This window comes from Thioalkalivibrio sp. ALJ12 (assembly GCF_000378305.1).
Taxonomy (GTDB): Bacteria; Pseudomonadota; Gammaproteobacteria; order Ectothiorhodospirales; family Ectothiorhodospiraceae; genus Thioalkalivibrio.
Genome location: NZ_KB899540.1, coordinates 69,068 through 83,309, shown reverse-complemented (window position 1 = coordinate 83,309; position 14,242 = coordinate 69,068). Strand labels below are relative to the sequence as shown.

General features: G+C 66.3%; 11 protein-coding genes and 2 riboswitches. Of the genes, 9 read left to right on the top strand and 2 right to left on the bottom strand.

Annotated elements, in window-relative coordinates; all coding sequences use genetic code 11:
- Positions 1-25: 25 nt before the first annotated feature.
- Entirely contained in the window at positions 26-883 is an 858-nt protein-coding gene (locus F467_RS0110560; RefSeq protein WP_018137766.1) for a ScpA family protein, read from the top strand.
- Positions 880-1,566 (top strand): SMC-Scp complex subunit ScpB, encoded by a 687-nt coding sequence (gene scpB / locus F467_RS0110555; protein ID WP_018137767.1) that lies wholly within the window; start codon positions 880-882, stop codon positions 1,564-1,566. The genes F467_RS0110560 and scpB overlap by 4 nt, the downstream gene beginning before the upstream one ends.
- A 982-nt stretch (positions 1,567-2,548) precedes the next feature.
- On the opposite strand, the gene nadC is transcribed toward scpB, so the two are convergent.
- A complete protein-coding gene (gene nadC / locus F467_RS0110550; protein ID WP_018137945.1) occupies positions 2,549-3,457 on the bottom strand; it encodes a carboxylating nicotinate-nucleotide diphosphorylase in 909 nt (302 codons plus the stop codon).
- Entirely contained in the window at positions 3,447-4,838 is a 1,392-nt protein-coding gene (locus tag F467_RS0110545) for a sodium:alanine symporter family protein (RefSeq protein WP_018137944.1), read from the bottom strand. The genes nadC and F467_RS0110545 overlap by 11 nt, the downstream gene beginning before the upstream one ends.
- A 167-nt stretch (positions 4,839-5,005) precedes the next feature.
- Between F467_RS0110545 and F467_RS0110540 the strand changes: the two genes are divergently transcribed.
- The 7 genes from F467_RS0110540 (at position 5,006) to F467_RS0110510 (ending at position 14,225) form a co-directional block, all read left to right on the top strand.
- Positions 5,006-5,935 (top strand): ZIP family metal transporter, encoded by a 930-nt coding sequence (locus tag F467_RS0110540; protein WP_018137943.1) that lies wholly within the window; start codon positions 5,006-5,008, stop codon positions 5,933-5,935.
- A 172-nt stretch (positions 5,936-6,107) separates the two neighbouring features.
- A riboswitch (glycine riboswitch) is annotated at positions 6,108-6,209 on the top strand.
- Between the two features lies 1 nt (position 6,210).
- A riboswitch (glycine riboswitch) is annotated at positions 6,211-6,320 on the top strand.
- Between the two features lie 110 nt (positions 6,321-6,430).
- Positions 6,431-7,528, top strand: coding sequence for a glycine cleavage system aminomethyltransferase GcvT (gcvT, locus tag F467_RS0110535; RefSeq protein ID WP_018137942.1), 1,098 nt, complete (start codon positions 6,431-6,433; stop codon positions 7,526-7,528).
- Between the two features lie 74 nt (positions 7,529-7,602).
- Positions 7,603-7,995, top strand: a complete 393-nt coding sequence (gene gcvH, locus F467_RS0110530) for a glycine cleavage system protein GcvH (protein WP_018137941.1) — start codon at positions 7,603-7,605, stop codon at positions 7,993-7,995.
- A 118-nt stretch (positions 7,996-8,113) separates the two neighbouring features.
- Entirely contained in the window at positions 8,114-9,472 is a 1,359-nt protein-coding gene (gene gcvPA, locus F467_RS0110525; RefSeq protein WP_026182177.1) for an aminomethyl-transferring glycine dehydrogenase subunit GcvPA, read from the top strand.
- A gap of 50 nt (positions 9,473-9,522) precedes the next feature.
- On the top strand, positions 9,523-10,050 hold the full coding sequence (tpx, locus tag F467_RS0110520; RefSeq protein WP_018137939.1) for a thiol peroxidase: 528 nt from the start codon (positions 9,523-9,525) through the stop codon (positions 10,048-10,050).
- 71 nt (positions 10,051-10,121) lie between these two features.
- Positions 10,122-11,633 carry an aminomethyl-transferring glycine dehydrogenase subunit GcvPB gene (gene gcvPB / locus F467_RS0110515; RefSeq protein WP_018137938.1) on the top strand — a complete coding sequence of 504 codons (1,512 nt, stop codon included), beginning with the start codon at positions 10,122-10,124 and terminating at the stop codon, positions 11,631-11,633.
- Between the two features lie 216 nt (positions 11,634-11,849).
- Positions 11,850-14,225: a PAS domain S-box protein gene (locus F467_RS0110510; RefSeq protein ID WP_018137937.1), complete on the top strand. Its 2,376-nt coding sequence runs from the start codon at positions 11,850-11,852 to the stop codon at positions 14,223-14,225.
- Positions 14,226-14,242 lie beyond the last annotated feature (17 nt).

Below are 14,242 nucleotides of genomic sequence, written 5' to 3'. Positions count from 1 at the left end.
CGGGAAGCTCCCACCGAGATGAGCCATGGACCCGCGCGATGAGCTGACGGACCTGGAGAACTCCGCGACGGTCGAGACCGGAGCGGAAGGCGAGTTTGTCTATCGCGTGCATGGCGAGCCGGTGGCCGAGCTGCCGGCCGATCTGTATATCCCCCCGGATGCACTGGAGGTCTTCCTCGAATCGTTCGAGGGCCCGTTGGACCTGTTGCTGTACCTGATCCGCCGGCAGAACCTCGACATCCTCGCCATCCCGATCGCCGAGATCACCCGTCAGTACATGGCGTATATCGAGGTCATGCGCGCGCTGCGCCTGGAGCTGGCCGGCGAGTATCTGGTGATGGCGGCGCTGCTTGCCGAGATCAAGTCGCGCATGCTGCTCCCGCGCCCGGTGCAGGCTGACGCGGACGAGGACACGGATCCGCGCATGGCGCTGATCCGGCAGCTGCAGGAATACGAACAGTTCAAGACCGCGGCCGAACGGCTGGACGAGATCCCGCGCATGGACCGCGACGTGTACGCCGCCGCTGCCAGCGTCGAGGCACTGGAGGGGCCGCCACCCCCGGCCCCCACGATGGACGAGTTGATGGAGGCCCTGGCCGCCGTGATGCATCGGGCCAGCCTCTCCGCACACCATCACATCTCCACCGAGCAGTTGTCGGTGCGCGAGCGCATGAGCAGTATCCTCGAGGTCCTGCACCCGGAGCGCTTTACCGACTTCGTCACGCTCCTGCTCGCCTCTGAAGGGCGCCAGGGCGTGGTGGTTTCGTTTCTCGCCGTGCTGGAGCTGACCAAGTCCGGCCTGGTGGAGTGGGGCCAGAGCGAACCCTACAGCCCGATTCGCCTGCGCCGTCGGGGTGGCCGGCCGGACCCGGAGGATGCATGAACGACGTCACCAGCCCTGAGGCCCCGCAAGCCGCCACCGAGATCGACACCGACACGCTCGGTGCCATCGAACTCGCGATCGAGGCGGTCCTCTTTGCCGCCGCCGAGCCGGTCGCGCCGCGCGACCTGAAGGCCGCCTGCGAGGACCTTGGCGAGATCGATCAGCCGACCCTGGACCAGGCGATTGGCCGGCTGCAGGAGCGCTATTCGGATCGCGCCATCGAGCTGGTGCGCACCGCTGGCGGCTACCGCTTCCGGGTGCGGGCCCGCTTCTCGGCCACGGTCCAGGCGGCGCAGCCCGAACGCCCCGCGCGGCTGTCCCGCGCGCTGCTGGAGACGCTCGCGATCATTGCCTATCGCCAGCCGGTGACGCGCGCCGAGATCGAGGCGGTACGCGGCGTGGCGGTTAGTTCCGGGATCATGCGTACCTTGCAGGAGCGCGAATGGGTGCGGGTGGTGGGGCACAAGGAGGTGCCCGGTCGGCCTGCGCTGTATGCGACGACGCGGACGTTCCTCGACGACCTGGGCCTGAAGCGGCTGGAGGAGCTGCCGCCGCTGGATGCGATCCGCGACCTGGCGGACGTCGCCTCCGACGCGGGCTTCACCCTGGCACCGCCCGAGGACGACGCCAATGGCCAGCTCCGCCTCGAGCCCGCCCCCGACTCCGACGACGACACCCGCTAGCCCACGCTCGTTCTGTCGGACCCTGGTCTTGATGTGCCGTGCTCGACTAGCTGCGGTCGTTGAGGCTGGGCCTGGTTCGGCATCCGGTGTTTACGGTGGCTTCGTCTTGCCGCCTGCCATGCGCTGTTTCGCCAGCGCGCCGCGCCCGTTGTTGATCAAAAACGGACTTCTTTGCTCGTGCAAAGAAGTAACCAAGAAACACGCCCGGGATTCGCCCAGGAACCTTGCTCCGGGCGCGCCAGGCCGGCGGCGCTGAAACTCGCTACGCTGTCGCTTCGCTCAAACAGTCAGCGCCTTTTCTCCGGCCTGTCACGCCCTCCACAAGGGGCTCATATCGGGAGGGAAGGTCAAAACCAGTCGTGTTCCAGCGCTTCTGGCTATCCCTTACGCCGTAGGGTGCGTTGAGCGCAGCGAAACGCACCATCCCAACGCCGGGGCAGCCCTGATGCGATTCGCTGCGCTCATCCGCATCCTACGATGGGCTCCGGCGCCCGCTGGCGGGCGCGGCACGCCATGGCCGCAGGCCGAGCGTGCCCAAGATGTCGGGACACCTTGCCTCCATCCATTGGCACGAACGTCAGGCCAGCCGTTGTCTTGACCTTATCCCCCCGTATGAAGCCCCTTGCGGAAGGGTCCTCGGGACGGAAGAGAGGCGCTGACTGTCTGAGCGAAGCCGAAGGCGCAGCGAGTTTCAGCGCCGCCGGCCCGAGGGCCCTGGAGCAAGGTCCCCGGGCGGAATCCGGGTGCCCTTCTTTGGGTACTTTCTTGGGCAAGCAAGAAAGTACCTCGGGGCGCGCTGCCGAGACAGCGCCTGGCAGTATGCGGACCGAAGGCACGTAAACACCGACGACGAACCAGGGCCAGCCTCAACAAGGCAGGCGGCCGGACAAAACCCCCGTAAACACTCGAAGACGAACCAGGGCCAGCCACAACGGCGTATGCGGCTGGATATCGGCTCGCAGCGAGGCTTAACGCGAAGCGGTTACGAGTCGAGGCGCAGGGAGAAGTCGATAGCGCGGACGTGCTTGGTCAGCGCGCCAACCGAGATGTAGTCGACACCGGTGGCCGCGATCTCGGCGAGGCTGTCCGGCGTGACTCCGCCCGAGGCCTCGGAGATGGCCCGCCCCCGGATGCGCCGCACAGCGGTGGCGAGGTCGCCCCGCGAGAGTTCGTCCAGCATGATCACGTCGGCGCCCGCGGCCAAGGCCTGGTCGACTTCGTCCAGGTTCTCGGTTTCCACTTCCACCCAGCGCCCGGCTCCGAGCGCGCGGGCGCGCTCCACGGCGGCCGCGATCGAGCCACAAGCGGCGATGTGGTTCTCCTTGATCAATACGGCATCCCACAGCCCCAGGCGATGGTTGTAGCCGCCGCCGATGCGCACGGCGTATTTCTGCCCGTGACGCAGGCCCGGCAGTGTCTTGCGGGTGTCGAGGATGCGGCTGTGGGCATCGCCCAGGCGGGCGACCCAACGGGCGGTCTCGGTGGCGGTCCCGGACAGCGTCTGCAGCAGGTTGAGCGCGGCGCGCTCGGCGGCCAGTACGGCGCGGGCTGGGCCCTCGAGCGTGGCGACGGGCTGCGCTCCGTCCGGTTCAAGGGCAGTGCCCTCGGCGACGAGCCAGTCGATACGGATCTCGGGTGCGAGGCTCGCAAACACGCGGTCGAACCACGCCTGGCCACACAGCACGCCGGGCTCTTTCAGCAGCAGGGTGGCGCGCGCGACGCGTTCCTCCGGTACCAGTGCCGCGGTGATGTCGCCGGTCAGGGCGTTGGGGCCCAGGTCCTCGGCCAGCGCCATCTCGACCTCGCGCACCAGCATGGCCGCGTCCGGCCGTGCCGGGCCCTGGGCGAACGGGTCATGCGGCGCATGCTGGTGCTCGTGCTCAGCCGTCATGGCGATCGGGCATTGGGCGGCCGGCCACATAGTCGTCGCGCAGCTTCTTCACCAGCCCGGCCAGCAGGATCAGCGCGATCAGGTTGGGCGCGGCCATCAGGATGTTGGCGATGTCGGAGAAGTTCCAGACCATGCCCAGCGGGATGGTGGCCCCGATCACGATCAGGATCACGAACGCGATTCGATAGGGCATCACCGCGCGGTCGCCGAACAGGAAGTAGGCCGAGCGGTCGCCATAGTAGGACCAGGCGATCATCGTCGAGAAGGCAAACAGCATCAGGCTGAAGCCGACGACCATCGCGCCGAACGGACCGAGCGCGCTGCTGAAGGCGGTGGCGGTCAGCGAGGCGCCGACCACGTCGTCGGCGCGGTCGATGTAGGCGCCGGTGACCACGATCGCCAGGCCGGTCAAGGTGCAGACCACGATGGTGTCGATGAACGGCTCGAGCATGGCCACCGAGCCTTCGCGGGGCGGATCGCCGTTCTTGGCCGCGGCGTGGGCCATGGCCGAGGAGCCCAGGCCCGCTTCGTTCGAGAACATGCCGCGTGCCACGCCGTACTGGATGGCCAGCCCGATCGCGCCGCCGCCGGCTGCCCAGGGGTTCAGCGCGAGGTTCAGGATGGTGGCCACTGCGGCCGGCACGGCCTCGATGTTGGCGACGATCACGATGAACGCACCGATCATGTACACCACGGCCATGAACGGCACGATGGCGGACGCGATCATCGCAATGCGCTTGACCCCGCCAATGATCACCAGCGCAACGAGCACGGCCATCGTCAGGCCGATGATCAGGGCCATCCAGCCCATGATGTCGTCATCCGCCCGCAGGTTCGGGACCATGAACGTCAGACCGTCGACCACCGAGTTCGCCTGCACCATGTTGCCGATGCCGAACGAGGCGATCAGGGTGAAGGCGGCGAACAGGATCGCCATCTTCTTCATGTTCAGGCCGTGCAGCAGGGTGAACATCGGGCCGCCGGCGATGGTGCCGTCCGGCCCCACCTCGCGGTAGCGCACGGCGAGCGTGGTCTCGGCGAACTTGGTCGCCATGCCGAAGAACGCAGTCACCCACATCCAGAAGAGTGCCCCGGGGCCACCGAGGGCAATGGCCGTGGCGACGCCGGCGATGTTCCCGGTTCCGATGGTGCCGGACAGGGCTGTGGACAGGGCCTGGAATGGCGAGATCTGGCCAGCGCCACCGGCACGCCCGTCGGTTCCGCGCAGCGCTCGCCAACCCTGGCGGAAGGCGACGACCTGCACCAGTCCCAGACGGATGGTCAGGTAGAGTCCTGTGCCCAGCAGCAGGATCAGCGTGATCGGGTTGCCCCACAGGAGGCTGGCGGTATCACCGAGGAACTGGTCGAGGGTATCGAGCATCGCGAAGGTCCTTTTGCCGGGCATGCAGGGGGCGCTCCGGGCGAATGTACCGCGCCTTTTCCGCGTTGACGATAGGCAATCTCGAACACCGCAATAGAAAACAGGCGGGAACCGGGTTGAAATCGCGCCTTCTCAACAGCGAAGGGAATGGGTCTCAGGGAATGACTATGACGCAGGATCGACAGGAGCAGATTGACCAGAACACCGAGGATTCGGCCAAGCCCGTTCCGCGGATTTTTCTGGTCGGATCACTGATCGTACTGGCGGCGTTCATCTGGCTGGTCAGCGTGATCTGGCCGACCCTGGAAGGGCGTATCGCGGACATGAGCACCCTGCAGATCGGTCTGCTGGCGAGCTTTGTTGCCGGTCTGATGACGGCTGTGGGCGCGATTCCGATCTTTTTCCTGCGCCGGATCAGCCAGTCGGTCGAGGACGCGATGATGGGCTTCGGGGCCGGGGTCATGCTCTCGGCCACTGCCTTCGAACTGGTGCTGCCTTCGGTGGAACATGCGGAGGTTCAGTACGGTGGTGTCGGCATGGCGATCCTGGTGCTGTCGGTGGGTATGGCCCTCGGCGGCGGGGCGTTGCTGGCGCTGCACAAGCTGGTCCCGCACGAGCACTTCCATATTGGTCCGCAAAGCGGGGCCGACCCCGCGAAGATCCGGCGAGTCTGGCTGTTTATCTTCGCGATCGCGCTGCACAACCTGCCGGAGGGTCTGGCCGTCGGGGTCGGCTTCGGCGGCGACGATGTCAGTGACGGCATCACCCTGGCGATTGCGATCGGTCTGCAGAACATCCCGGAAGGGCTGGTGGTGGCGATTGCGCTCCTCTCGCTGGGCTACAGCAAGTGGGCCGCGTTCGGCGTGACCCTGCTGACCGGGCTGGTGCAGCCGATCGGCGGGCTGATCGGGGCCGGCGCGATCACGCTGATGGAATTCTTGCTGCCCTGGGGGCTGGCCTTCGCGGCGGGGGCAATGCTGTTCGTGATCAGCCACGAGATAATCCCCGAATCGCACCGCAAGGGGCACGAGGCCCAGGCGACTGTCGGCGTGCTGGTCGGCTTCGTCGCGCTCCTGGCGATCGACCTGGCGCTGTAGCGCTGGCGCGGGCTCCAGCACTGTCCTTGCGAGGTTTGCGGTGGCAGTGCCCCTGAGGTTCAGGTGGGTCACAAGCCCGCCGCCGAAAAGTCGCCGCCACCCGTCCGGGCTTTCGCGAAGGAGGTATTTGGGTGTACAATTAGTTTCGTCTGCGGGTGCCCGACAATGCCCGCACACCGTTCTGGAAGAGATCTGCGATCGCAAGTCGATTGGCAGACGCCGAAGGCGCAACATCCGCCCGGAATCGCTCAGGCTACCGGACCGGAACGGTGCAGAAGACACACTCTGGAGAGCGGCCGGCAACGGTCCACCGAAGGGGGCGGCCCTGCAGCGAGCAATCGCTGGCACGGCGCAAACTCTCAGGTTTCAGGACAGAGGGGCGGCTGGCAGGTAGACCCTGCTGGCCGCCCTTTTTTTATGCCCCGCGTATACGTAGGGGACGCATCGGGCCGGCAGACGGTCCGTCTCATGAATATGGATGCAAGGCGACAAACGATGAGTCTGAAGAAAACGCCGCTTCACGCCGCGCACCAGCGCGCCGGGGCCAAGCTGGTCGATTTCGCCGGCTGGGAGATGCCGCTGCACTACGGCTCCCAGATGGAGGAGCACAAGATGGTGCGCGCCGGGGCCGGCATGTTCGACGTCTCGCACATGCAGGTCGTCGACATCCACGGCCCGCAGGCGCAGGCCTTCCTGCGCTACCTGCTGGCCAATGACGTCGCCAAGCTGAAGACCGAGGGCCGCGCCCTGTACAGCTGCATGCTGAACGAGTCCGGCGGCGTGATCGACGACCTGATCATCTACTGGACCGGGGGCACCAGCTACCGCGCCGTGGTCAATGCCGCGACCGCCGAGGGTGATATCGCCCACATGCAGCAGGTGGCGAAGGGCTTCGACGTGAACGTCGAGCCGCGCCCGGAGTTCGCGCTGATCGCGATCCAGGGCCCGCAGGCCGTGCAGAAGACGCTGCCGCTGCTGCCGGAGGACCTGCGCAAGGCCGGCGATCTCAAGCCCTTCTCCGCCGTCTGGAACGATTCCTGGTTTGTCGCCCGAACCGGCTACACCGGCGAGGACGGCTTCGAGGTGATTCTGCCGGCGGAGCAGGCCGAAGGCTTCTGGGAGCAGTTGAAGGACGCCGGCGTGAACCCGATCGGCCTGGGCGCGCGGGACACGCTGCGCCTGGAGGCCGGCATGAACCTCTACGGCACGGACATGGACGACCAGACCAATCCGCTGACCGCGAACCTCGGCTGGACCATCGCCCTGAAGGACGCCGAGCGCGACTTCATCGGCCGCAAGGCCATCGAACAGTGGAAGGCCGAGGGTGTGCCGGAGCGCATGGTCGGGCTGGTGCTCGAGGGTCGCGGCGTGCTGCGCGGCGGCACCCGTATCGAGACCGCGGCCGGCGACGGCGTGGTGACCTCCGGCAGCTTCTCGCCGAGCCTGGGCGTGTCGGTTGCGTTTGCGCGCATCCCGGCCGCGGTGGACGCCGAGGAACTGCAGGCCGACATCCGCGGGCGCATGCTGCCGGTGCGGGTGGTCAAGCCCGTATTCGTGCGTAACGGCGAGCCACAGATCGAACTGAATCGCTAGCGATTTTATTGCCTCATGCCGCTTGCCACAGACTACACTGCGCAGGCGGGATCCAAACGAAAAAGGAAGACGTCATGAGCGAAGCACCGAAGGATCTGAAGTACACCAAGAGCCACGAGTGGGTGCGCCAGGAGGCCGACGGCAGCGTGACCATCGGCATTACCGATCACGCGCAGGAACTGCTGGGCGATCTGGTGTTCGTGGAGGCCCCGGAGGCGGGCGCCTCGGTGGAGGCCGGTTCCGCCTGCGCGACGGTCGAGTCGGTCAAAGCCGCCTCGGACGTGTACGCCCCGCTGTCTGGCGAGGTGACCGAGGCCAACGAAGAGCTGGCCGACAGCCCCGAGAAGGTCAACGAGTCGCCGTTCGACGAGGGCTGGCTGTTCAAGATGAAGCCCTCCGACGCGAGCCAGCTCGACGCCCTGATGGACGCCGACGCCTACGCGGCGCACGTCGAGGCCGAATCCTGATTCGACGTTCCCGGTGGGGCGGTTCCTGACGGAGCCGGCCTGGCTGGAGCGAGAAGGCGCCCCGGGCATCCGGCCCGGGGCCCGATCCGAACTTCGCAGTAGCGAAAGCGAGTACGACATGCCCTTTATCCCGCATACCGAAGAAGACATCCGCTCGATGCTCGACCGCATCGGCGCCGATTCCATCGAGGATCTGTTCGACGAGATCCCGAAAGAACTGCGCGCGCCGGCGCTCGAAAAGGTCCCCGAGGGACTGAACGAGATGGCGATCTCGCGTCTGATGCAGGAGCGTGCGGCGCGGGACGGCATGGCGTCCAATTTCATCGGCGCCGGGGCCTACGAGCACCATATCCCGGCGGCCGTATGGCAGATCGCCACGCGTGGCGAGTTCTACAGTGCCTACACGCCGTACCAGGCGGAGGCCAGCCAGGGCACGCTGCAGCTGATCTACGAGTACCAGACGATGATCAGCCGCCTGACCGGTATGGAGGCCTCCAACGCCTCGCTGTACGACGGCGCCTCCGCACTGGCCGAGGCCGTGCTGATGGCGGTGCGCGTGAACCGCCGCTCGAAGAGCAAGAAGATCCTCGTGCCAGGCGCGCTGCATCCGGATTATCGCCGCGTGATCCACACCCTGATCGGTAACCAGGGCATCGAGCTGGTCGAGATTCCGTTCGACGAGACCTCCGGCCAGACGCCGGTCGAGGCGCTGGCGCCGTTCGCGGACGACGACGTGACCGCGATGATCATCAGCCAGCCGAACTTCTTCGGCATCCTGGAAGATGTCGACGCGCTCACCGGCTGGGCCGAGCAGCGCGAGGTCCCGGTGATCGCTGTGGTAAACCCGGTCTCGCTGGCACTGCTGAAGCCGCCGGGTGAGTGGGGCGAGAACGGCGTCGATATCGTGGTGGGCGAGGGCCAGCCGCTGGGGGCCCCGCTGTCCTCCGGCGGGCCGTACTTCGGCTTCATGACTACGCGCAAGAAGCACATCCGGCAGATGCCGGGGCGTATCGTCGGCCGCGCCGAGGATGCCGACGGCAAGCCGGGCTACGTGCTGACACTGCAGGCCCGCGAGCAGCACATCCGCCGCTCCAAGGCCACTTCGAACATCTGCACCAACCAGGGCCTGGTGGTCACCGCCGCGACGATCCACATGTCCATGCTGGGTGACGAGGGCCTGACCCGCGTGGCCGAGGCCTGCTACGCCAACACCCACGCGCTGGTGGAGAAGCTCGCGGCCAAGGGCATCAAGCCGCGCTTTACCGGCGAGTACTTCCACGAGGTCGCCCTGGACTTCGGCGGAAACGCGGCGGACCGCGTGCAGGCGATGGCCGACGCCGGCGTGCTGGCCGGATACCAGCTGGGCCGCGACTACGCCCAGCTCGACGGCTGCGTACTGGCCTGCGCGACCGAGACCAAGACGGATGCCGATCTCGAGCAGTATGTGACGACCTGCGAGCAGGCGAAGGCCGCCTGACGCAGGCCGCACCCGACGCGCCATACACCACAAGCCTGAGGAGGCACGCCATGGCCGAAGTCAAACTGAAGGGTAATCCGATCCATACCAACGGCGACCTGCCGCACGTCGGCTCGCCGGCCCCGGATTTCAAGCTGACGACCAAGGACCTCGAGGACGTCTCGCTCGCCCACTTTGGCGACAAGCGCAAGCTGATCTCGATCGTGCCCAGTCTGGACACCCCGGTCTGTGCCGAGTCCACCAAGAAGTTCGAGGACATGGTCAAGCAGCGCCCGGATCTGGAGATCCTGGTGGTCTCCGCCGACCTGCCGTTCGCGATGGGCCGCTTCTGCGCCGCCGAGAACCTCGAGCGTGTGACCGTGCTGTCGATGATGCGCGATCGAAATTTCGCCAAGGACTACGGCGTGCTGATCCAGGACGGCCCGCTGGAGGGCATCACCGCCCGCGGCGTTGTGCTGCTGGACACCGACAATCTGGTGATGCACGCGGAGCTCGTTTCCGAGATCGGCGACGAGCCGGACTACGACGCCATCTTCAAGGGCCTGGATGACCGGGCCGATCTGAGCCCGACGCAATAAAACACGGGCCATTGGCGGCCGGGCCTCCTGGCCCGGCCGCCTCCAACGAATTCCTGAAGCGAGAAACCGCTATGAACACCACGGAAAACCATCTGATCTTCGAACGTTCGCGTGCCGGTCGCTCGGCCGTGGCGCAGGCGCCTCGTGCGCATGCCACGACTGCCATCCCCGCGAACCTGCAGCGCAAATCGGCCCCCGGCCTGCCTGCGGCCTCGGAGCTGGATGTGGTGCGTCACTACACGCGGTTGTCGCAAAAGAACTTCTCCATAGACACCGAGTTCTACCCGCTGGGCTCGTGCACGATGAAGTACAACCCGCGCGCCTGTAACAGCCTGGCCATGCTGCCCGGCTTCCTGAACCGGCACCCGCATGCCCCGGCCAGCCACAGCCAGGGCTTCCTGCACACCATGTTCGAGCTGCAGGAGATGCTGAAGGACGTGACCGGCATGAAGGCCGTTTCGCTGGCCCCGATGGCCGGCGCGCAGGGCGAGTTCACCGGCGTGGCGATGATCCGCGCCTATCACGATGCGCGCGGCGACAGCGACCGCCGCGAGATCATCGTTCCGGATGCCGCACACGGCACCAATCCGGCCACGGCGATCATGTGCGGCTACGAGGTGCGCGAGATCCCGACGGACGCCATGGGAGACGTCGACCTGGAGGCACTGAAAGAGGCCGTGGGCCCGCAGACCGCCGGGATCATGCTGACCAACCCGTCTACCGTGGGCGTGTTCGAGCGCCGCATCTCCGAGATCGCGAAGATCGTGCACGACGCCGGCGGCCTGCTGTACTACGACGGCGCCAACCTGAACGCGATCCTAGGCAAGGTGCGTCCGGGCGACATGGGCTTCGACGTGATCCACATGAACCTGCACAAGACTTTCTCCACGCCGCACGGCGGGGGTGGCCCGGGTTCCGGTGCTGTGGGCGTTGGCGAGCGCCTGCTGCCGTACATGCCGGTGCCGCACGTGGTCGAGGACGGCGAGGGCGGTTACCGTTTCGCCACAGAGACGGACTACCCCGAGACCATCGGCCGGCTGTCCGCGTTTGCCGGCAACGCCGGCGTGCTGCTGCGCGCCTATGTCTACATGCGCATGCTGGGCCGCGAGGGCATGCAGCGCGTGTCCGAGTTCGCCACGCTGAACGCCAACTACCTGGCGCGCGAACTGGAAAGCGCCGGCTTCGACCTGGCCTATCCCGAGCGCCGTGCGACGCACGAGTTCATCGTCACGCTGAAGAAGCAGGCGAAGGAACTGGGCCTGACGGCCGGCGACGTCGCCAAGCGCCTGCTGGACCACGGCTACCACGCGCCGACCACCTACTTCCCGCTGCTGGTGCCGGAGTGCCTGCTGGTCGAGCCGACCGAGACCGAGTCGAAGGAGACGCTGGACGGCTTCGTCGAGGCGATGGTTGCGATCCTGGAAGAGGCCGGTCGCGACATCGACACCATCAAGGCGTCGCCGCACAACCTGCCCAACCGCCGCTTCAACGAGGTGGCCGCGGCCAAGGCGCTGGACGTGGTGTACCAGGAGCCGAGTACGGATGAAGGCGAGCCGGCCCCGCGTACGGGAACCAGCGGTTAATCCGGTCACGTTCGGTTGTGCTGTCAGGGCCCCCGGTTTCCCGGGGGCTTTTTTTTGCGTGCTGTACTTCTCGATTCTTGCGGGGGTATACGAAAAATTCCGACCCCTGTGGTAGGGTTTAGACCGACTATAAGGATTCATTAACGGGTCCGTGGATACTCCCGCCAGGGGGAGGAAAGGCCAGGCAGGCCTTTTCGAGACGGGCAAGGACTAGGAATGACGGAGATTTGTGCGGCCCACGGCTACGCCGCGCTGTTCGAGCATGCCCCGGTTGGGCTGGCCGAGATGGACACGGAGGGGCGCATCCTGCGCGCGAACCCGCGTCTGGGGGAGATGCTGGCCTGCGACCCTGGGGATCTGGTCGGGGGATGGTTGCGCGAGCGCCTGCTCCCCGAGGATGTCGAGCCCTGCGAGGCGCGACGCCGCGGTCTGCTTGACGGTGGCTGCCCCAACTGCCAGGTCGAGGTTCGCCTGGTGGACGCCACAGGCCTTGCCCGCTGGGTCGAGATCAGTATCAGCCGTATCCCCGCGACGATTGATAGCCCGGAGGCGCTACTGGCGGCTGTTGCCGATATCGATACGCGCAAGCAGGCCGAGCAGCGCATGGACAGCCTGTTGCATGCCAGCCCCGCGGTGATCTACACCATGGATCCGCACAACCTCGGCACCATGACCTGGCTCAGCCGCAACTCGGTCTCGGTGACCGGTTGGGCCCCGGAGCAGATCAGCTCGAACCCGGACTGGCTGACAACCCACATCGCCCCGGAGGACTATGGCCGCTGCGTCAGTCAGGTGCGGCGCTGGCTGTCCGACGGGGCCCAAGGGTTCTGCCGCCTGAACTACCGCCAGCGGATGCCCAACGGCCACTGGCAGTGGCTGGAGGACCAGATCACCGCCATTCGTGATGCAACCGGTGCGGTGACCGAACTGGTGGGTGCTTTTCAGGATATCGGCGCGCGCGTCGAGACCGAGCGACACCTGGAAAAGATCGCCCGCAACCTGCCCGGCGTGATTTACCAGTACCGCCAGCACCCCGACGGGCGTGGCTGCTACCCATACGCTAGCGAGGGGATGACCGATATATTCGGGATTGCACCCGAGGAGGCGATGCGCGATGCCGAGGCGGTGTTCCGCGTGATCCACCCGGAGGACGTGGAACGCATCCGCGCGAGCATCGAAGCGTCGATGCGATCGCTGGAACCCTGGTTGCAGCGCTATCGCGTGATGAGTCCCGAACGCGGCGAGACCTGGCTGGAGGGCCACGCGAGTCCGGAGGCTCTGGACGACGGGAGTGTGCTCTGGCACGGCGTGATCCTGGACATCACGCAGCGGGTGCGCGCCGAGCATGCTCTGCACCGAAGTGAGCAGGAACTGGCCCTGGCACAAAGCATCGCGCATGTCGGCAACTGGATCAGTGATTTCCAGAAGCACGAGATTCGCTGGTCGGACGAGGTCTATCGCATCTTCGGGATGGAACGATCCCGCTGGGAGGGCACGCATGGGGCGTTCATGCAGGCGGTCCACCCGGGGGACCGTGAACGCGTACAGGCGGCGGTAGACCGAGCCCTGGCTGGTCTGGAGCAGTTCGATGTGACCCACCGCATCCTGCGGCCGGACGGTACAGAGCGCGTGGTGCGCGAGCTAGCCTCCGTGGAGCTCAGCCCCTGCGGCACGCCCGCGCGCATGGTCGGCACGGTGCAGGATATTACCGAGCAGTATCACCTCGAACAGGAGCAGCGCCTGCTGGCCGCGACCTTCGAGTCCAGCCAGGCCATCTTCATCACGGACGTTGAGGGCACCATCCAGCGTGTGAACGCAACGTTCACGCAGCTCACGGGATATACCGAAGAGGAGGCCGTGGGGGCAAATCCGCGCATCCTGAATTCCGGGCGCCAGGATCGCGACTTCTACCAGGAGATGTTCCGCACGGTGCGCGAGACGGGCCACTGGCAGGGCGAGATCTGGAATCGCCGCAAGAATGGCGAGATCTTCCCCCTGCACGAGGTCGTTACCGCGATCCACGACGATCAGGGCGAGATCGAGTACTACATCGCGATGTTCCACGACATCACGCGGCAGAAAGAACTCGAGGCCGCCCTGGAGCACCAGGCTTTCTACGACCCGCTGACCGATGCCGCCAACCGTGGCTACTTCGAGACGCTCCTGGATCAGGAGGCGCGCCGTGCGCAGCGTTACGCGCATCCCTGCTCGCTACTGCTGCTGGATATCGACCACTTCAAGCGTATCAACGATACGTTCGGCCACGAGGTGGGCGACGAGGTCCTGCGCTTCCTGGTGCATGCCCTGAAGGGTCGTCTGCGCGAGGCGGATGTACTGGGACGCTGGGGGGGCGAGGAGTTTGTGGTCCTGCTGCCCGGAACGGACGCGGAGCGTGGCCAGCATGTGGCCGAACAGCTGCGCGAGCAGGTCACTGCTACGGCATTCCCCTGTGTGGGCCTTGTGACGATTAGTCTGGGGGTTGCGGAGTGCCGCCCCGGTGAGTCGATCAGGGACTGGGTGAAGCGAGCGGACGAGGCCATGTACGTGGCCAAGAAGGGCGGGCGCAATCGGGTCGTGCGGCTGGATGATTGACTACTTCATTGGACCCC